Annotated in this window: 18 protein-coding genes; 15 read left to right on the forward strand and 3 right to left on the reverse strand. The window is 69.8% G+C overall.

Going from position 1 to position 19,888, the window contains the following annotated elements; genetic code table 11:
* Window positions 1–7: 7 nt before the first annotated feature.
* From VFL28_05480 to VFL28_05505, 6 genes are all read left to right on the forward strand, one after another.
* Window positions 8–1,609, forward strand: coding sequence for an ABC transporter substrate-binding protein (locus VFL28_05480; protein ID HET7264100.1), 1,602 nt, complete (start codon window positions 8–10; stop codon window positions 1,607–1,609).
* Window positions 1,610–1,635: 26 nt separating this feature from the next.
* On the forward strand, window positions 1,636–2,589 hold the full coding sequence (locus VFL28_05485) for an ABC transporter permease (GenBank protein HET7264101.1): 954 nt from the start codon (window positions 1,636–1,638) through the stop codon (window positions 2,587–2,589).
* Window positions 2,586–3,479 (forward strand): ABC transporter permease, encoded by an 894-nt coding sequence (locus VFL28_05490; protein ID HET7264102.1) that lies wholly within the window; start codon window positions 2,586–2,588, stop codon window positions 3,477–3,479. Before VFL28_05485 ends, VFL28_05490 begins: the two co-directional genes overlap by 4 nt.
* Before the next feature lie 19 nt (window positions 3,480–3,498).
* Window positions 3,499–4,686, forward strand: coding sequence for an amidohydrolase family protein (locus VFL28_05495; GenBank protein HET7264103.1), 1,188 nt, complete (start codon window positions 3,499–3,501; stop codon window positions 4,684–4,686).
* A 122-nt stretch (window positions 4,687–4,808) separates the two neighbouring features.
* Complete coding sequence (locus VFL28_05500) at window positions 4,809–5,837, forward strand: amidohydrolase family protein (protein HET7264104.1); 1,029 nt, start codon at window positions 4,809–4,811, stop codon at window positions 5,835–5,837.
* Window positions 5,838–5,879: 42 nt separating this feature from the next.
* Window positions 5,880–6,734 carry a PfkB family carbohydrate kinase gene (locus VFL28_05505; GenBank protein HET7264105.1) on the forward strand — a complete coding sequence of 285 codons (855 nt, stop codon included), beginning with the start codon at window positions 5,880–5,882 and terminating at the stop codon, window positions 6,732–6,734.
* Window positions 6,735–6,742: 8 nt separating this feature from the next.
* Here the strand turns inward: VFL28_05505 and VFL28_05510 are convergent, their stop codons facing one another.
* On the reverse strand, window positions 6,743–7,936 hold the full coding sequence (locus VFL28_05510; GenBank protein HET7264106.1) for an aminotransferase class V-fold PLP-dependent enzyme: 1,194 nt from the start codon (window positions 7,934–7,936) through the stop codon (window positions 6,743–6,745).
* A 182-nt stretch (window positions 7,937–8,118) separates the two neighbouring features.
* Between VFL28_05510 and VFL28_05515 the strand changes: the two genes are divergently transcribed.
* The 9 genes from VFL28_05515 (at window position 8,119) to VFL28_05555 (ending at window position 18,006) form a co-directional block, all read left to right on the forward strand.
* On the forward strand, window positions 8,119–9,066 hold the full coding sequence (locus VFL28_05515) for a peptidyl-alpha-hydroxyglycine alpha-amidating lyase family protein (protein HET7264107.1): 948 nt from the start codon (window positions 8,119–8,121) through the stop codon (window positions 9,064–9,066).
* Window positions 9,067–9,254: 188 nt separating this feature from the next.
* Entirely contained in the window at window positions 9,255–10,850 is a 1,596-nt protein-coding gene (locus VFL28_05520; protein HET7264108.1) for an ABC transporter substrate-binding protein, read from the forward strand.
* A gap of 35 nt (window positions 10,851–10,885) precedes the next feature.
* Window positions 10,886–11,827 (forward strand): ABC transporter permease, encoded by a 942-nt coding sequence (locus tag VFL28_05525; GenBank protein ID HET7264109.1) that lies wholly within the window; start codon window positions 10,886–10,888, stop codon window positions 11,825–11,827.
* Window positions 11,828–11,922: 95 nt separating this feature from the next.
* A complete protein-coding gene (locus tag VFL28_05530) occupies window positions 11,923–12,735 on the forward strand; it encodes an ABC transporter permease (protein HET7264110.1) in 813 nt (270 codons plus the stop codon).
* A gap of 117 nt (window positions 12,736–12,852) precedes the next feature.
* A complete protein-coding gene (locus VFL28_05535; protein ID HET7264111.1) occupies window positions 12,853–14,460 on the forward strand; it encodes an ABC transporter substrate-binding protein in 1,608 nt (535 codons plus the stop codon).
* 33 nt (window positions 14,461–14,493) lie between these two features.
* Window positions 14,494–15,441: an ABC transporter permease gene (locus VFL28_05540; GenBank protein ID HET7264112.1), complete on the forward strand. Its 948-nt coding sequence runs from the start codon at window positions 14,494–14,496 to the stop codon at window positions 15,439–15,441.
* 16 nt (window positions 15,442–15,457) lie between these two features.
* Entirely contained in the window at window positions 15,458–16,342 is an 885-nt protein-coding gene (locus tag VFL28_05545) for an ABC transporter permease (protein HET7264113.1), read from the forward strand.
* A gap of 31 nt (window positions 16,343–16,373) precedes the next feature.
* The gene (locus VFL28_05550; protein HET7264114.1) at window positions 16,374–17,231 is read left to right on the forward strand and encodes a creatininase family protein; all 858 of its coding nucleotides are present in this window, start codon (window positions 16,374–16,376) and stop codon (window positions 17,229–17,231) included.
* Between the two features lie 22 nt (window positions 17,232–17,253).
* Window positions 17,254–18,006: a nucleotidyltransferase domain-containing protein gene (locus tag VFL28_05555; GenBank protein HET7264115.1), complete on the forward strand. Its 753-nt coding sequence runs from the start codon at window positions 17,254–17,256 to the stop codon at window positions 18,004–18,006.
* A 57-nt stretch (window positions 18,007–18,063) separates the two neighbouring features.
* On the opposite strand, the gene VFL28_05560 is transcribed toward VFL28_05555, so the two are convergent.
* Together VFL28_05560 and VFL28_05565 are read right to left on the reverse strand one after the other, a co-directional pair.
* Complete coding sequence (locus VFL28_05560) at window positions 18,064–18,930, reverse strand: creatininase family protein (GenBank protein ID HET7264116.1); 867 nt, start codon at window positions 18,928–18,930, stop codon at window positions 18,064–18,066.
* Between the two features lie 33 nt (window positions 18,931–18,963).
* Window positions 18,964–19,794, reverse strand: coding sequence for an alpha/beta hydrolase (locus VFL28_05565; protein HET7264117.1), 831 nt, complete (start codon window positions 19,792–19,794; stop codon window positions 18,964–18,966).
* Window positions 19,795–19,888: the final 94 nt, after the last annotated feature.

The raw sequence follows: 19,888 nt of genomic DNA on the forward strand, positions 1-19,888 counted from the left end.
GGGACCGATGAAGACACGCACGGCCGCGGCGCTGCTCGTCCTCGGCCTGGCGGCGGGGTTGGCGGGCGCCCCCGCCCGCGGCGACGCGCCGGCCCAGGCCGTCGTCGCGATCTCCAACCTGCCGTCCCGTCTCCTCGGCGTCAGCCAGGCGGTCGCGGCGGAGGTCGGCCAGTTGATCAATGACTCGCTGACGGCGGTGGATGCACGGGGCAACGTCGGCGGCCGGCTGGCGGCGCGGTATCCGGTCTCGCCCGACGGCAAGACGTATCTCGTCACGCTGCGGGATGCCCGGTTCCAGGACGGCACGCCGGTCACGGCGCAGGACGTCAAGTTCACGTACGAGCTGTACCTGCACCCGAAATATCCGACCACGCCGCCGGCGCTGCTCGAGATCGCGGGCGCCCAGGAGTACAAGGCGGCCAAGACGCCCCACGTGACCGGCATCACGGTCGTGAATCCGAAGACGGTCCGGTTCATCCTCAACCGGCCGTATCCGTTCTTCTACGAGCAGATCGGCACGGTAGCCATTCTTCCGGCCCACGCGCTCGCCGGGCTCGACGTGGACCGGATACAAGAAGCGCCGTTCACGCGCCGGCCGATCGGCGCCGGACCGTACAGGCTTACGGACTGGCGGGAGCGGGAGAGCATTACGTTCGAAGCGTTCCGGGATTATTGGGGCGGCGCGCCGACCCTGCCGAGGCTCGTGCTGAAAGCCGTTCCCGATGACGCCACCGTCGCCGCGGAGTTGCGCGCCGGCAACATCGACGCGGGGCGCGTCATTCCCGAAGCCTACCGGACATTCCAGCGCGATCCGCGGATCACGGTCCTGCGCGTTCCCGGCGATACCTACTATTGGTTTGCGCCGAACTTCCGGGTGGCGATCTTCCAGGACGTGCGCGTCCGCCAGGCCATGGCGTACGCCATCAACCGTCCGGAGATGCTGCGCGCGCTGTACCAGGGGCTCGGTACCGTCGCGCAGAGCCCCATCCATCCGAGCCTCTGGCAGTACGACAAGAACATCAGGGGCTACTCGTACGATCCGGCCAGGGCGAAGCAGTTGCTGGCCGAGGCGGGCTGGACTCCGGGATCGGACGGCATCCTCCAGAAGGGCGGGCAGCGCTTCGCCGTCAAGTACGGATTCCTTGCCGGCAGGGACTATCAAAATCAGGCGCTCTTGATCCAGCAGTATCTGCGCGCGGTCGGCATCGACATCCAGGTTCAGGCGGTCGAGTTCGGCGACTTCTTCAGCCGCTACTACACGCCCGGCGGGAATTTCGAGCTGGCCGGGCTCGCGTGGTTCAACCTGCTCATCCCGGTGCAGGCCGAGCTGGACAATAACTTTCGGAGCAGCGGCATCGGCGCCCGGACCCTCGGATACAACAACCCGGAGATGGACAAGCTGCTCGACGAGGCGATCCTGACCCGCGACCGCGCCCGGCAGCAGGCGGTCTACGCGGAGATTCAGCAGCTGGTCATCCGGGACGCGCCGCGCGTGCTCACCGTGCGCCCCGACGTTCTCTGGGGCATCCGCCGGCGTTTTGTGGTGCCGGCAGACATCGACTCGCTCAGCGCCTTCTTCAAATCGCTGCCCCGCTGGAAGGAGCGGTAGGGGGCGCGTCCGCCCCGCCGCGGTCCGTGGCCGGCTATCTCGTCCGCCGCCTCGTCGCGCTCGTTCCGCTGGTCTTCGGCATCACCGCGATCACCTTCGCCCTGCTGGTGCTGGCGCCCGGCGATCCGGTGCAGTTCTTGATTCCGCCGGAGCAGCGCGGCTCCGCCGACATCGCCCAGTTCCGCCACGAATTGGGTTTGGACCGGCCCCTGCCGGTGCAGTACGTGTCGATGATGGCCGACCTGTTCACCGGCCGGCTGCGCAGCTTCAGCGACCGGCGCCCCACCATGCGTCAGGTCGCCGACGCGCTGCCGACGACGCTCATCCTGACGCTCGCGTCGGTCGCGCTGACCGGGGCGCTCGCCCTGCCGATCGCGTTTCTGTCGGCGACCCGGCCCTACAGCGTGGTCGATCACGCGGCGACGCTGTTTTCGCTCCTCGGGATCTCGCTGCCGACGTTCTGGTTCGGGCTGGTGCTGATCTTCGTCTTCACCGAGCAGTTGGGTCTCCTGCCCGCGAGCGGGATCCGTCCGACCGGCACCGCCGGATACTCGCCGTTCGTCATCTGGCGTTTCCTGATCATGCCGACCGTCGTGCAGGCGCTCGGTATCCTGCCGGTCCTGGTCCGCTACGCGCGGTCGTCGCTGCTGGATTCCCTGAGTCAGGACTACGTCAAGGTGGCGCGCAGCAAGGGCCTCGCGGAGCGGACCGTGCTCCTCAAGCACGTGGCCCGCAACTCGCTGCTGCCGGTCGTGACGATCACGGCGCTCCTGCTGCCGTTTCTCCTCAGCGGCTCGGTGATCGTGGAGTCGATCTTCGCCCTGCCGGGGCTCGGGCGGCTGGCGGTGGGCGCCGCGCTGTCGCGCGACTACCCCACGGTGCTGACGACGACGGCGATCGCCGGGATGCTCGTGGTGCTCAGCAACCTGCTCGCGGACGTGGGATACCTGTACCTGGATCCGCGGATCCGGCACGGATGAGCGCGCAGATCGCTCCCGCCGCCGCACCGGCTCCCGCGCGCGCCGTCGCGGCGGGCCGCCGCCGCGGCCCGTGGCATCGGTTCGTCCGCAACCCGCGCGCGATCATGGGCGCCGCGATCATGGTGTTCTTCCTGCTCGTCGCCGCCGGCGGGCAGCGGTTCGCGCCGTACCCGCCGTCCGCGCCGCACGTCCTCGACATCCTCCACGCGCCGGACGGGCGCTACCTGCTCGGCACCGACGATCTGGGGCGCGACATCCTGAGCCGCATCGTCGTCGCGTCCCGCGTGTCGCTCGCGATCGGCGTACTCTCGATGCTCGTCTCGATCGTCGCCGGTGTGCTCGTCGGGACGCTCGCGGGCTATCTCGGCGGGGCGGCCGACGCGGTTCTGATGCGGGTCACCGACGTCGTGCTCGCGATCCCGGTGTTCTTCCTGACCGTGGCGTTTCTCGCGCTCTTCGGCCCCAGCGTCGGCCGGCTGATCTGGATCATCGGCTTGACCGCCTGGCCGCCGGCCGCGCGCCTGGTCCGCGTTGAGATGCTCGCGCTGCGGTCGCGCGACTTCGTGACGGCCGTCCGCGCCACCGGCGCGTCGAACGCCCGCATCATCGTCCGCCACCTGCTGCCGAACGTGGTGCCGGTGATCGTGATCTCGGCGACGTTGCGGGTCGGGCTGGCGATCCTGACGGAGGCCGGATTGAGCTTCCTCGGGCTCGGCGTGCAGCCGCCGCAGCCCAGTTGGGGCAACATCATCGCCGACGGCCGCGAGTACCTGGGCGTCGCGTGGTGGGTGTCGCTGTTCCCCGGCGCCTGCGTCTTTCTCGCGGTGATGGCGTTCAATCTGGTCGGGGACGGGCTGCGCGACGCGTTCGATCCCCGGCTGCAGATTTGACCTCGGGGAGGGGCTGGGCATGGCCGGGCTGATTCTGCGCGGCGCGCGGGTGTTCGACGGCACGGGGAGCGCTCCGCGCCTCCGGACGGTGGTGATCGACGGCGATCGCATCGCCGACGTGCTCGACGGCGACGCACCGGACGCCGGCGGCGCATCCGCGCGGACCCTCGAGCTCACGGGCCGTACGCTGCTTCCGGGCCTGATCGATCTCCACGTGCACCTGGGGTGGGGCGCGCGCGGCGCGGCGCCCACCGCGGCCTCGGTCGCGCTCGCGGCCGCCCGCAACGTGCGGGCCACGCAGGCCGCCGGGATCACATGTCTCCGCGACGTCGGCACGCAGGCCGGAGCGGCGATCGCGGTACGGGACGCGGTGGCGAGGGGCGAGATCGCCGGCTCGCGCGTCTATCCCTGCGGCCAGATCATCTGCATGACCGGCGGGCACGGCTCCGAGGCGCCCGCGCCGCCGGGGTTCGCGCGCGAGGCCGACGGCCCCGATGACTGCCGCCGCGCGGTGCGCGAGCAGGTCAAGGCGGGCGCCGCCTGCATCAAAGTCACGACCAACGGCCCGCTGAACGTCGTGGAGTTTACCCAGGACGAGCTGAACGCCATCGTCGACGAAGCGCACCGGCTCGGTCGCCGCGTCGCCTGCCACGCCTCGCTGCTCGAGTCCACCAAGATGGCGATCCGCGCCGGTGTGGATACGATCGAGCACGGCTGTGACCTGGACGAGGAGACGGCGCGCGCGATGGCCGGCCGCGGGATCACGATGGTGCCGACGCTCCTCGTTTCGAAGCTGATCATGGACCGCTGGGAGGAGTACAAGGCCGTTCCCATGATGCGCTCGATCCCGGTGCGGGCGAAGCGGCACGTGGAGAGCTATCAGATCGCGATGGCCGCCGGGGTTACGATGGCGGCCGGCACGGACATCTTCTTCGGGCTCGGCCGGTTTGAGTCGCTGCCCGAGGAACTCGCCTATATGGTCGAGTGCGGGATGAGCGCGTCCGACGCGCTGGTCGCGGCGACGCGGCACGGGGCGGAGGCGCTCGGCGCCGGCGACCGGCTCGGGACGGTCGCGCGGGGCAAGCTTGCGGACCTGGTGGCGGTCGAGGGCGATCCGACGGCGGACATCGCCGCGTTGCGGCGCGTCGCGCTCGTCGTGCAGGGGGGACAGGCGATCGTGGGCGGCGGACCCGACGCGAAGTCCTAGGCGGGCGTGGCGTGACCCAGGCCGAGCGGGAGCCCTCGCCCGCGGTCGCGCCCGGAACACGAGCACGACGCAGGCCGCGGCCCGGCGCCGCTGGAGGAGCGTGCTCCACCGCGGCGTACCCAATGCCCATGCGCATTGACGTCGCCACGCACGTCCTGCCCACGCGCTACTTCGCACGGCTCAACGAGATCCCGGGCTTCTTCATGGCGAAGCGGATGAAAGGGATCCCGTGTCTCTACGATCTCGACGTGCGGTTCCGGGTGATGGACGTCTTCGGCGAGTACCGGCAGGTGCTTTCCCTCGCGCTGCCGTCGATCGACCGCCTGGGACCGCCGGACGCCACGCCGGATCTGGCGCGGCTCGGCAACGATGGGATGGCCGAACTCGTCGCCGTGCACCCCGACCGGTTCGCCGGCGCGTTCGGCGGCCTGCCGTTGAACAACCCCGACGCGAGCATGCGGGAACTGGAGCGGCTGGCCGGAGAGCCGGCGTTCTTCGGCGTGCAGATTTACTCCAACGTCGCGGGCCGGCCGCTCGACGAGCCGGCCACGCTCGCGGTGATCGAGGAAGCGGCGCGGCGGCGGATGCCGATCTTTCTGCATCCGGCGCGGGCGGCGAGCTTCCCCGACTACGTGACGGAAACGCAGTCGCTGTACGATCTGTGGCAGATCTTCGGGTGGCCGTACGAAACGACGATCGCGATGGCGCGCCTGGTCTTCACCGGCCTCTTCGACCGCCATCCCGACGCGGTGATCATCGCCCACCACCTCGGCGCGATGGCGCCGTACATGTCCGGCCGGATGAACGGCGGCTGGGAGCAGTTCGGCACGCGCGGCGAAGAAGGGAAGGCCGAGACCTTGCCGGTGCGGCTGGCACATCCGCCGGCCTGGTACTTCCGCCGGTTCTACGCCGACACCGCGCTCTTCGGGTCGGCCCACGGGATGCGCTGCGGGCTCGCGTACTTTCCGCCGGAGCGTGTGCTGTTCGGCAGCGACACGCCGTTCGATCCCGAGGGCGGCCCGCGTTACATCCGCGACACCCTCGCCGACCTCGACGAAAGCGGCATCTCGCCGGACCACCGCCGGATGATCGACGAGGGCAACTTCCGGCGCCTCGCGGCCGAGCGCGCGCGGGTCCGCGCGCCGTCGTAACCCCGCTCGGGTCCGGCTGTCCTCCGGTACACTGAGCGCAGCGTGGCGCGCGTCCTGGTGCTCGGCCTTGCCGTGCTGGACCACCGGTTCTGGGTCGACGCGTGGCCGCCCACCGGACGCATGCCGGCGCGCGCATACGCGGAGGAGCTCGGCGGGCAGGGCGCCGTGGCCGCGGCGGCGGTTGCGCGTCTCGGCGGTGCGGCGATCTTCGCGGGGTCGCTGGGCGGGGACCCGGCCGGAACGCGCGTCGCCGCATTCCTCAAGTCGTACGGCGTCGACCTGCGGCACACGCAGGTGTTCCCCGGCGGCCGGACCCCGGTGTCGTCGATCGCGATCGTGCCCGGCGGCGAGCGGTTCATCACCGCCTATCCCGGCGAGGGGCTCCCCGACGAGCCGTACCTCGCCCCGATCGACGCGCTCGACCGGACGCAGGCGGTGCTCGTGGACAGCCGGCTCCCGCGCGCGGGTGCCGTTCTCGCCGCGGCCGCGCGCGCGCGCGGGCTCCCCGTCGTAGTGGATTTCGACCTGGACAGCCCGGCGGTGTGGGCGCTCGTCCGCACCGCGACCCACATCATCGCCGATGAGGACGTGGCGGCGCGCCGCGGCGGCGCTCCCGCGCTGCTCGAGTCTCTACGCGCGGATGGCCTCTGGGGTGCGGTGACGCTCGGAGCGGACGGCGTGCTCCATGCGGACGGCCGCCTGCCGGCGTTCGAGGTGACGGCCCGCGACACCACCGGCGCGGGTGACGTCTTCCACGGGGCGTTCGCGCTTGCGTTGGCGGAGGGACGCGGTCCGGAGGCCTGCCTGCGGTTCGGCGCGGCCGCGGCGGCGCTGCGCTGCGAATCGGGAAGCGTGCCCGACCGGCGGGCGGTGGACCGGCTGCTTTCGAGCCGGTAGGCGCGCGGCTAGCGCGACGGCGCGGGGACGGCCGCCGCGTACTGCTCCGCGAAGAACCGCTCGCACGCCGTCACACCGGCGCCGAGCGGCACGTGGATGCCGGCCATCGTGCAGGCGAGCTCCGTGCCCGCGAGCGTCGCGAGGACCTCCAGCTCGTTCAGCGCACCGAGGTGCCCGATCCGGAAGACTTTGCCTTTCACGCGGCCGAGCCCGACGCCGAGCGAGAGATTGAGCCGTCCGGCCGCAGTCCGCACGACGGCATCTGAATCCGCGCCCCGCGGCACTACCACCGCGGTGAGGCTGTTGGAGTGCCATTCGGGGCGCGCGCAGAGGTTTTCGAGCTCCCAGGCAGACACGGCGCGCCGTACGCCCTCCGCCAGCCGGCGGTGCCGATCGAGAACGTTGGTCAACCCCTCTTCGAGCAGCATCCGCACCGCCTCGCGGAGCCCGTAGAGGGTCAGGGTCGCCGGCGTATAGGGGAAGTACCCCCGCTGCATCTCGCGGATCACCGGCCGCCAGTCGAAGAAGTATCGCGGGAGCGCCGCGCGCTCCGCGGCCTCGAGCGCCCGCGGGCCCGCGCAGAGGACCGCCATGCCGGGCGGAAGCATCAAACCCTTCTGCGTGCCGGTCAGGGCGACGTCGATCTTCCAGTCGTCGAACCGCAGGTCGATGCTGCCGAGGGCGCTCACGACGTCGACCATGAACAGGGCGGGATGCCGCGCCGCGTCGATCGCCGTGCGGATCGCCGCCAGATCACTCGTCACCCCGGTCGACGTCTCGTTGTGAACGACGAGGACCGCCCGGTACCGGTGGCCGGCGTCCCGCACGAGATGCTCGCCCACCTGCTCGGGCGGCACGCCGTCGCCCCACGGCACGTCGACGGCGTCGACCGTGAGGCCGAGGCGTCGCGCGCATTCGGCGTACAAATGGCTGAAGTGTCCGTTCACGAACGCGAGCACGTGGTCGCCGGGGCTGAGCGTGTTGACGAGCGATGCTTCCCACGCGCCCGTGCCCGAGGCGGGGTAGAGCACGATCTCGCCGCGCCGGGTCCCGAACACCTGCTTGAGGCCGGCGACCGCTTCGTGCACGACCGCCGCGAGATCCGGCCCGCGGTGATCGACGACGGCGCGGTCCATCGCGCGGAGGATCCGCTCGGGCACGTTCGTCGGACCGGGGATCTGCAGAAAGTGGCGGCCTGCCATGGTGCGATCCGACTTCGCATAGCCGCGGGAGATGTCCTTCGCACGGCCGAACAACACGCTCAAGCGGTCTGCGCGGGATCCGCCGCCGCTCCGCGCGGGGCCACGCCCTCGGGATTTCTGCAGGTGAACGTCGCTCGGGTCCACGAACAACCTCGATGACCTGCCGAAGCGGGGAGGGCGCGATGCGCGTTGGGAGCGACGAGCACACCTACGACGTCCAGGACAGTTTCGGGAAGCTGCCGGACGGTTGGTCGTATCTGGAAGTCTCGGGCGTCGCGGTGGACGGGCAGGACCGCGTCTACGTGTTCAACCGCGGCACGCATCCGATGATCGTGCTCGACCGGGACGGCACGTTTCTCCGTTCGTGGGGCGAGGGGATGTTCACCCGGCCCCACGCCGCGACGATGGCGCCCGACGACACCCTCTGGCTGGTCGACGACGGCGACCACACGATCCGGCACTGCACCCTCGACGGCAAGGTGCTGCTCACGATCGGGACGCCGAACCAACCGGCCCCGAAGTGGAGCGGCACGCCGTTCAACCGGCCGACGCACGTCGCGCTCGCCGCGGACGGCTCGCTCTACATCACGGACGGCTACGGCAACACGCGGGTGCACCGGTTCACGGCAGACGGCCGGCACCTGGGGTCGTGGGGTGAGCCGGGCACGGACCCCGGCCAATTCAACCTCCCGCACAATGTCGGCGTCGATCGAACGGGGCGCGTGTACGTCGCCGACCGCGAGAACTTCCGCGTGCAGATCTTCGACTCGGGCGGCCGCTTCGTCGGCCAGTGGAACAACCTCTACCGGCCCTGCGGTCTGTACGTCGACCGGCAGGGCGACGAGGACCGCGTCTACGTCGGCGAGCTGTGCTCGAGCATCGGGGTTAGCGAGGGCATCCACAACCTCGGCGCGCGCCTCCAGATCTTCGCGCCGTCCGGCCGGCGTCTGGCGCGCATCGGCGCGCCGCTGCCCGGCAGCGGTCCGGGAGAGTTCGTCGCGCCGCACGCGGTGGCGGTCGATTCGCGGGGGGACGTCTACGTCGGCGAAGTGTCGTACACGATCCGCGGCAAATCGCTGACGCCGCCCCGCGAGCTGCGCAGCCTGCAGAAGTTCGTCCGCGTGCGCTAGTCGGCGCCCGCGTACGGAGGGGAGGCGAGCCGCGGGCGCTCCTCGACGATCAGCAGCTCGCGGAACCGCACTTCCCACTCCTCCAACGCCAGACCGGTATCGCGGCCACGTCCGTGTCTTACCCGGGCGAAGGGAGAAGGCGCCGCCGCGGTAAAGACGAGGGGACTCTTCGGCTGAGGAGGACGGCTGTGGGCAACCAGGGGGACAGGACGGACGCACTGACGCGAATCACGCGGCGCGGTCTGTTCGGGGGGGCGGCCGCGGCGGCCGCGGGCGGATGGCTCGGCGGGGATCTGGCCGTCGGGACCGCGGCGGCGGCGCCGCGCCGCGGGGGCACGCTTCGCATCGCCGAGATCGGCGAGCCGCTCACGCTCGACACGGTCGCGACGACGGCCGATCTGACGTCCACGATTACGCTCCCGGTCTTCGAGGAACTGTTCATCTTCGACGCCAACTGGCGGATCCAGCCGCTGCTCGCGTCCGGGTACACCGTCAGCAAGGACGGCCTGACGTACACGTTCACGCTGCGCAAGAACGTGCCGTTCCACAACGGCCGCGACATGACGCCGGCCGACGTCGTGTCCTCGCTCAACCGCTGGGGCCGGGTCAGCCCGCGCGGGCCTTCCGTCTATCAGTACGTCGACAGCGTCCAGCCGATCGGCGACGGCGTGGTGATGAAGCTCAAGCGGCCCTACGCGCCGCTGCTCGCTTTTCTGGCCCTGCCGAACGGCGCCGCGGCGATCATGCCTCGCGAGATCGCCGAGGCGGCCGGCACCAGCCCGATCAAGCAGTTCATCGGCACCGGCCCGTATCGTTTCGTTGAGTGGGCGCCGGACCGCTACGTCAAGCTGGCGCGGTTCGACCACTACGCCGCGCGCAGCGAGCCGCTGAGCGGCTACGCCGGCAAGCGCGAGGCGTGGGCGGACGAGGTCCTGTATTACCCCGTCTCGCAGGTGGCGACGCGGATCGCCGGGGTGCAGAGCGGCGACTACGACGTCGCGGACGGCATCAACCAGGACGCCTACGCGAGCCTGAAGAACGACCAGCGCGTCGTCCCGGAGATCATCCGTCCCGGGTCGTTTCTCACGTTCTTCTTCAACAAGAAACAGGGCATCATGGCGAACGAAAAGCTCCGCGAGGCCGTCCTGGTCGCGCTCGACATGCAGCCGATCATGTCCGCGACTTTCGGCAATCCGGATCTGTATTCACTGTACCCGAGCATCTACCCGAAGGGCACGCCGTGGTACACGACCGCGGGCTCGGAATGGTACAACGTGCACAACGTCGCGCGGGCCAAGGACCTGATGAAAGAAGCCGGGTACGCCGGCCAGCCGGTGCGCTGGCTCACCACCCAGCAGTACGACTACATGTTCAAGAGTACGGTGGTGGCGACATCGCAGCTGCAGCACGCCGGGTTCAACGTCGACATGCAGGTGCTGGAGTGGGCCGGCGTCCTCGACCACCGCAACAAGCCCGCGGACTACGACATGTTTACGACCTCGCACGGGTTCGTCCCCGACCCGGCGCTGATCACAGTGTTCAGCTCCGCGTACCCGGGGTGGTACGATACTTCGACAAAGAACGCGCTGCTCGGCGAGTTCACGAGCGAGGCCGATCCGGCGGCCCGCGTGAAGACGTGGGCCAAGCTCCAGGCGCTCATGTACAAGGAGGCGCCGATCGTCCGGCCCGGCGAGTTCTACGGCCTCTTGCTGCGCAGCCGGGCGCTCGAGACGTTCCGGGCCTCGTACTGGATCGTCCCGTGGAACGTCGCCGCGGTGAAGTGAACCCGTCCGCGCAGGACGGTCCGGCCGCGTAGCGCGTGCTGTCGTACCTGACCGGACGGCTGGCGGCACTGCTGCCGGTGCTGCTGGTCGTCGCGGTCGTAGTGTTCATGCTGATTCACGTCACGCCCGGGGATCCGGCGCGGATCCTGCTCGGGCAGGACGCGACCGATGAGCAGGTGGCCGCGCTGCGGCACGATCTCGGCCTCGACCGGCCGCTGCCGCTGCAGTTCGCGCTGTGGATCGGCCGGGCGGTGCGGGGCGACCTCGGCCTGTCGTTCTTCCTGCACCTCCCGGTGACGGCCGACATCGCCGAGCACGCGGGTCCGACCGCCATGCTTTCGCTGCTCGGGCTCGGCGTCGCGCTCGCGATCGGCATCCCGGTCGGCGTCGTGTCCGCGGTCTTCCGCAACTCGTGGCTCGACCAGGCCAGCCTCGCGCTCGCGATGCTGGGGGCGGCCGTGCCGAGCTTTTGGCTCGGGCTGTCGCTCATCGTGCTCTTCGCGGTCGACCTGGGCTGGCTGCCGTCGTCCGGGTACCGGCCGCCCGGCGCCGGCCTGGGGCTCAGCCTGCACTACCTGTTGTTGCCGGCGCTCGCGCTCGGCCTTCCGAATTCGTCGCTGATTATTCGGTTCACGCGCAGCAGTCTGCTCGACGTGCTCGGGAACGACTACATCCGCACCGCGAGCGCGAAGGGGCTGCCGCGACCTCGGGTGATCTTCCGCCACGCGATGCGCAATGCGCTTGTCCCGATCCTCACCGTGGTCGGCCTGACCTTCGCCGCGCTGATGGGCGGCGCGGTCGTCACGGAGACGGTGTTCAGCCTTCCGGGGATCGGGCAGCTCGTGGTCTCGTCGGTGCTGCGGCGCGACTACCCCGTCATTCAGGGCGTGGTGCTGCTGGTCGCGACGATCTACGTGCTCGTCAACCTGGCGGTTGACATGATGTACTTCGTGGTCGACCCGAGAGTCCGGTATTGAGGGCGGCGGGGCAAATCGCGCCTCCGGCGGCGGGCGGAGTGCCGGCGTCGCGGCGCGCGGGCGGGCGCCGAGGCGCCGCGACGCTGCTCGCGCGAATGGTGCGCCGCCGCCGCATCGTGGCGGTCGGATTGGTCCTGCTGCTGACCGTATTCGGCGCGGCGCTGCTCGCGCCGCAGCTGGCGCCGTACGATCCAATCGCCCTCGACGTGCCGGCCCGCCTCGCGGCGCCGGGCCATGCGCACCCGTTTGGGACGGACGAGTTCGGCCGGGATATCCTCAGCCGGACGCTCTACGGAGCGCGGCTGTCGCTGGCCGTGGGCGCGCTCGTCACGCTGCTCGCGACGACGGCCGGAATCGCGGCGGGCCTCGTCGCCGGCACCAACCGCCGGGCGGACCGCGTCTTGATGCGGATCATGGACGGGCTCATGGCGTTTCCGGACATCCTGCTCGCGATCGCGCTGATGGCGTCGCTCGGCCCGAGCGCCCGGAACGTCGTGATCGCGCTCGGCTTCGTCTATACGCCGCGCATCGCGCGAATCGTCCGCGCGTCGGTGCTGGTCGTCGCCTCCCAGGAGTACGTTGAGGCCGCCCGCGCGGTCGGGGCGTCGCTCTGGCGCATCCTGCTGCGGCACATCCTCGTCAACACGGCGTCGCCGGTGATCGTCCAGGCGACCTTCATCACGGCCTACGCGATGCTCGGCGAGGCGGCGCTGAGTTTCCTCGGCGTCGGGATCCCCCCGCAGATTCCGACGTGGGGCGGGATCATCAGCGAGGGCCAGGTGTACCTCCGGCAGGCGTGGTGGATCAGCATCTTTCCGGGAGCGGCGATCGTCCTCAGCGTGCTGAGCCTGAACCTGCTCGGCGACGGGCTGCGGGACTTTCTCGACCCGCGCCTCCGCTACTCGTAGGCCGCCGCGGGCGGCGAGGTACAGGGAGACCGCCCGATGCTATGGAACGAACCTCTGCCATCGGCGGGCCGTAGTCTCAGGGATTGACGCGCGTTATCGATCCAGGGGGGTGGGTGTATGGCACGCTCGACGTCTGACGGACGGATGACCCGGCGCCAGATCCTGGCCGGCGGGCTTGCGCTCGGGGGAGGCCTGGCCGGATACGATCTCGTGCGTGGCAATTTGCCGGAGGCGTTCGCCGCCGCGGCGACGCCGAAGCCCGGCGGGACCCTCGTCGCGGCCCAGGAAGTGGATCCCGTCAGCCTCGATCCCGACACCAATTCGAATTTCTCGGCGCTGCAGGGTTACGAGCACGTGTACGAGAGCCTCACGATGTACGACGAGAAGACCAACGTCGTCCCCTGCCTCGCGGAGAAGTGGGAGATCCAGAACGGCGGCAAGACGTACGTCTTCCATCTTCGACCCAACGTCAAGTTCCACAACGGGCAGCCGATGACGGCGGACGATGTCAAGTACAGCATCGACCGGGTGCTCGATCCCAAGACGGCCTCGCCGTGGCGGGACGCGCTCGCGTCGATCAGCCAAGTCACGGTCGTCGACCCGATGACGGTGCGCACGGACTTGAGCGCGCCCTATCCCGACCTGCTGGGCGCCTTTGCGATGCTCCGCGCGTCCGGCATCATGCCGAAGGGCCTCGCCGAGCGGGAGAACCTCAAGATCAAGGCGATAGGCACCGGCCCGTTCAAGCTCGTCGAGTACGTGCCCCAGGATCACCTGACCTACGTCCGCAACGACGACTATTGGGACAAGCCCTATCCGTACCTTAAGAGCATGACGTTCAAGATTCTGACGGAAGAGAACGCGCGGCTCGCGGCCCTGCGGGCCGGCCAGGTCGAGTACGCGGCGCTTACCGCGCAGGGCGTGGCACAACTCGAGCACGCGCCCGGCATCACGGTGATGAAGGCGCCGAACGCCTGGGTGGCACTGCACTACATCAACGTCAGCCAAGGGCCGCTGCGGGACGCCCGCGTGCGCCGCGCGATGCGGATGGCGGTGGATACGAACGAGATCATCCAGAAGGCGCTGTACGGCGCCGGCGTGCCGTCCGGTCCGGTTCCGACCGGGTACGGCGACTGGTCGCTCGATCCGTCCACGCTGCCGTTCCGCAAGGCCGACATCGACGGCGCGAAGAAGCTGCTGGCGGAGGCCGGTTATCCCAACGGCGGCTTTGCGGTGGAGATCAAATGCTCGCCGCAGTACCCGGAGTTCGTGGCCAGCACCCTCGTGGTGCAGCAGGCGCTGCGGCGGTTGAACATCAACGTCAACGTCGTGCAGATGGAATGGGGAGCCTTCGTCGCGTCGCACGCCCAGGAGATCAAAACCGTGGGCAAGGAGGGCGGCCAGATCTTCGCCTCCGCCAACACGTTCCGGCCGGGCCCCGACGGCTATCTCTATCCGTACTTCGCCTCCAAGGGCGCCGCCAACGACGGCGGGTACTTCAACCCGAAGATCGAGCCGCTCTTGGCCGAAGCGCGCGCGATCGCCAACCACGACCAGCGCCGCAGCCTGTACGTCGAAATCCAGCGGATGCTGCTCGAGGAATCGCCGAACTGGTGGTGGTACGCCAAGTACAGCCTCGAAGCCCTGTCCACGAAGGTCGCCGGGTATCGTCAGTCGTTCACGGGGCGGCGGATCTTCCTGAAGAAGGCCTGGATCGCCGGCTGACGGGTCCGGCGCGCCCCGGGCAGACCCGGTTCCATGCGGTATCTCATCCGGCGCGGGCTCTGGACGGTCGCCGCCCTGCTCGGCGTGTCCGTCGTGATCTTCCTGCTGGTGCGCCTGTTGCCGGGGACGATCGTCGATATCCTCGCGGGTACCGAGGGCCAGCTCAGCCCCGCGCAGCAGGCGGCGGTGATGCACCAGTTCGGCTTAGATCGGCCGCTGCCGGTCCAGTACCTGTTCTGGCTCGGCAGTATGGTGCGCGGGGACCTGGGTTGGTCATACCGGTCCGGGCAGCCGGTTGCGCCGCTCCTGGTCTCCCGGCTGCCGATCACGGTCGAGCTCGCGATGCTCTCGGTCGTCGGCGTGGCGCTCGTCGGGATTCCCCTGGGCATCCTGGCCAGCGTCTCCCGCAGCGTGCGGATGAAGACGGCGGTGCAGATCGTCGGCCTCCTGGGGCTCTCCGTGCCGAACTTCTGGATCGCGATCCTGCTGATCATCACCGCCTCGTACCTTTTCCACTGGCTTCCGGCCCTGATCTACGTCCCGCCGTGGGCCGAGCCGTGGGTCAATCTCCAGCAGATGTTCCTGCCCGTGTTGTCGCTCGCCCTGGGCCTCGCCGCGGTGGTGGTCCGCATGACGCGATCCTCCATGCTCGAGGTGTTGGGGCAGGAGTACGTCACGGTGGCGCAGGCCAAAGGCGTGCCGGCGTGGGGCGTGTTGCTACGGCACGCGCTGCGCAACGCGCTGATCCCGATCATCACGGTGCTGGGCCTGCAAATGGGCTACCTGCTCGGAGGCGTGGTGATCACCGAGCAGATCTTCGGGCTTCCCGGCCTCGGCTGGACGCTGCTCAACGGCGTCTACCAGCGCGACTATCCGGTGGTGCAGGGCACCGTGATGTTCTTCGCCGCGACGTTTGTGCTCGTCAACCTCGCCGTGGATCTGACCTACACGTCCCTGGATCCTAGAATTCGCTACGAATGATCGGTCGCCGAACGCGGTGAGCCAACTGGGCGCCGCGGCTCTGCCGGTCGAACGGGCGAGCGTTCGCGCCAGGGACCGGCTGTCTCGCCGGATCGGGCGCACGCCGCCCGCGGTCATCGGCGGCCTGCTCGTGGCCTGCGTCGTCTTGGTCGCGCTCGCGGCTCCGCTGCTCGCCGCTCACGATCCCGCCGCACAGATCGCGACGCCGCTGCTGCGGCCCGGCGGCGGCTTTTCCGGCGGGACGGACCAGCTTGGACGGGACGAGCTCAGCCGGATCATCTTCGGCGCCCGCGTATCGCTGTACGTCGGCGTGCTGTCGGTGGCGGTGGCCCTGGCCCTCGGCGGAACGGCCGGCGTTCTCGCGGGATTTTACGGCGGCTGGATCGACAACGTCACGATGCGCGTGATGGACATTCTGTTCGCGCTGCCGGCCCTGGTGCTGGCGATTGCCATCACCGCCGTGCTCGGTCCCAGCCTCACGAACGTGATGCTCGCCATCGGGATTGTCTATGCGCCGACGTTCGCGCGCATTGCGCGCGGCCCGACGCTTGCCGTCGTCCGCCTTCCCTACGTCGAAGCCGCCCGGGCGATCGGCGCCTCGACGCCGGCAATCATGCTCCGCCACATCGTGCCGAACGTCTCCGCGCCGCTGCTCGTGCAGACGACCGTCTCGCTGTCGACCGCCATCCTCACCGAGGCGGCGCTCAGTTTTCTGGGCCTCGGCACGCAGCCGCCGACGCCGTCGTGGGGACTCATGCTCAGCGACGCCCGGCAGTACATGCTGATCGACCCCTGGGTGGCCGTCCTGCCGGGCCTGGCGATCGCGGTGACCGTCCTCGGCTTCAATCTTCTCGGCGACGGGCTTCGGGACGTCCTCGATCCCCGCATCCGCACGCTCTGACGGGCCGGATACCACGCAAGGAGGGAGTCGAATGCCAAGACAGCCGTACCTGTTCGAGCACATGACCTGGGAGGAGGTCAACGGCGCCGTGCGCGCCGGCCGCGTCGCGCTGATTCCGGTTGGAACCATCGAGGACCACGGGCCGCACCTGCCCGTCGACACCGATGTCGTCATCGCATCGGCGTTCTGCGAGCGGGCCGCGCGTCTCGCGCCGGACGAGATCGCGCTGCTGCCCTGTGTCCGCGTAGGATACAGCCCGCATCACATGGATTTTCCGGGTACGCTGACGATCCGCTGGAACACGTTCGTCGAGTACCTCGCCGACATCACGCGCAGCCTCGCGCACCACGGCTTCACGAAGATGCTGATGGTAAACGGCCACGGCAGCAACCGGCCGCTCGTCGAGATGGCCGCGCGCATTACGGTGGTGGAGCGGCCGGACGTGCACTGCGCGTATACCTCGTGGTGGGACCTGCAGGACGTGCGGGCCGCCTTCAATCCGCTGCGTGCGTCCCGGACCACGTCACACGCCTGCGAAGCCGAGACGTCCGTCTATCTGGCCGTCGACGGTTCCCGGGTCCGAATGGACCGCGCCGCCGCGGACAACACCTATCAGCAGTCGCCGCATTTCTGGGGCGATCTCATGGGCCGCAAGCCGGACCCGGCTTTTAAGAATCCCCTGTGGATGACGGAGTACTGGAGCGCCGACTCGACCAACGGCATCAAGGGCGACCCGACGGAGGCGACCGCGGAAAAGGGGGAAAAGGCGCTGGCCGCGGGCGCCGCGGAGCTTGTCGAGATCATCCGGGAACTGCGGGCCCGGCCAATCAAGCCGCGGATGCCCCACCAGGTGCGGCCGGCGCAGCCGTTGGGAATCGCAAGGACCTAGCCGCCGGCGAAGCGGTTCTGAGATGTTCACGGTCGACGAACGTGACCGGGTGCGCGACCGGATCCTCGCGCTCGCGCGCGCCGACCGCCGGATCGTGGCCGGCGCGATGATCGGTTCCGCGGCGTTCGGGCCCGGTGACCGCTGGTCGGATCTCGACCTCGGGTTCGGCGTCGCCGACGGCGTGTCCGTCGCCGAGGTGCTGGTCGACTGGACGGCGGGGCTGGAGCGCGAGTGGGGCGCGGTACACCTCTTCGATCTCCAGGCCGGCGCGGCGACCTACCGGGTGTTCCTATTCCCGGGCGCCCTGCAGGTCGATCTGTCGTTCGCGCCGGCGGCGCAGTTCGGGTCGCGCGGACCCAAATTCAAACTGCTCTTCGGGACCGCGGTGGAGCACCCGCGGACCGAACCGCTCCCCGTCCGCCACCTCCTCGGGCTCGGCGTCCACCACGCCGTCCGCGCCCGATTCTGCATCGCGCGCGGGCGGTTGTGGCAGGCACAGCACTGGATCGGCGAGATGCGCGAAATCGGGCTGACCCTCGCGTGCCGCCGCCTCGGGCTCGAGACGGCGCAGGGCAGGGGATACGATGACCTGCCCGCGGAGGCCGCGAACCCGTTCGAGGAGGCGCTGGTCCGCTCGCTCGAGCCGGTCGAACTGCTGCGGGCACTCGGGGCCGCGATCGACGGGCTGCTGCGCGAAGCAGGCGATGGGCGCGAGCTGGCGCTGCGGGTCGAGGCTCAGCTGCAGGCGTTGACGTCGGCCGATTTCGAGGGGTAATCGCCGCCGCGGCCGAGGTCGGAAACCACGGTGTGCAAGCGAGTCGCCCCGCCGGGCTTACCATCCGAAGGGTAGCGCGAACGTGGGCGGCACCGCGTGGCGGTCTTGCCGCTCGGGCCTGGGTCGCGTCCGGAACCACCGCACCATGTCGACCATCTGCGCGACCGCGTGCTCGAAGACGTGCCGGCCCTTTTCCGCCGTGGCCCGCGCCGCCTCGCCGATCACGCCGCTGACGGTGTAGGTCGAGGTCCACTCTACGATCGCCGCGGGCGACGAGGTCGTGAGGTCCACCGCGTGCCAGCGCCCCGCGCCCGGCAGCGACATGAACGCCGCCATCTCGGTCTTGATCTGCTCCGCCCGCACGCCGTCCGGATCGACGTGCTGATACATCGACGTCTCGAGCTCGCAGGCGTGTGCGCAGCCGCCCGGCAGCACCGACTCGCGCCACTCGCGGTTCCAGCGCTCCGCGACCAGCTGCCACCAGGACAGCGTGAGGCACAGCGCATCCGTCTGGAGGATCGTCTGGCGGCCCACCTCCTCCACGAGCGGGTGGTTGGAGCCGTGGCCGTTGACGACCACGATGCGCTTGAACCCGTGATAAGCCACGGATCGGGTGATGTCGAGGAGAAACTTCACGAAGGTGCTCGGCTCGATGTTGATCGTGCCCGGGAAGTCCATGACGTGATGGCAGTAGCCGTAGGCGACCGGCGGCAGCACCAGCATCTCGTGGGGCGACCGGCGCGCGGCCTCGTAGACGACCGCGCTGCTCAGCTTCGCGTCGACGTCCAGGGGCAGGTGGTGGCCGTGTTGTTCGGTCGACCCGACCGGCAGAACGATCACTTTGTTCATCGCCACCGCGTCGTTGATCTCCGGCCAGGTCAGATGTTCGTAGCGGTACTCGTCCGCCACTCGTCTCCGGACCATCGTCTCCTCCTTGCCGCGTCGGTCGCGGTGGACTTATGGATCGCGCAGCACCCGCCCGCGCAGGAAGGCGCGGACGCTGTCCATGAACGCGGCCGTTTCTTCCGCCTGCGGCGAGTGGCCGCTCTGCTCGAAGATGTGCAGCTCCGCGCCCGGGATCCGGCGCGCGATCTCCTCGGATTCCGGCACGGGACAGATCCAGTCGTGCCGGCCGACGCCGACCCAGGCAGGCGCCTGGATGCGGCCGAGACTGTCCCGCACGTCGTAGCGTTCGTAGTCCCGGATCAGGGCCCGGCGGGTCACCGGGTCGAAATCGGCGCCGGCCAGGGACGCCGGCGCGCGCCGCGGGTCGTGATAGTAGATCGGTTGAATCGCCTCGAACGCGCGCTGAAACTCCGCCGGATCCTCGATGGAGCCGTCCCAAAGGCGCCTGTAGGCTTCGCGCATCGCCGGCGTGCCGAGGCGCTCCATGTTCGCCGTGGCCCGGGGCATGAACGCGTTGCTCGCGGAGGTGCCGACCAGAATCAGCGCCCGCGGCACCGCCGGTCGCTGCGTCGCGTAGATGAGCGAGACGAAGCCGCCCGCCGACGCGCCGAGCAGAATCGGGTGCGCAATCGCGAGGGCGCGACACAACCCGTCGAGGTCGCGCGCGAGCTGCTCCTGCGTGTACGTCGCCTCGGGCGCCTTTGCCGACCGGCCGTGACCGCGGTGGTCGTAGGCGATGAGCTGCACGAGATCGCCGAGCGGCGCGTATTGGACGAGGCGGCCGGGATGTCCGACGCCGGGGCCTCCGTGCACCAGCACGCACGGCGGTCCGGATCCGGCGGTTTCGTAGAACAGATCGACGCCGTTCACCCGGACGTTCATGCGACCTCCCCGCGACGGTGGCGTGCGGATGAGCCCTTCGCGTTCCGCGGCGGCGGTCCTGGAGCCCGTGCCGTTGTCGCGGCACGTTCGAGGA

The organism is bacterium (assembly GCA_035691305.1).
GTDB lineage: Bacteria > Sysuimicrobiota > Sysuimicrobiia > Sysuimicrobiales > Segetimicrobiaceae > DASSJF01.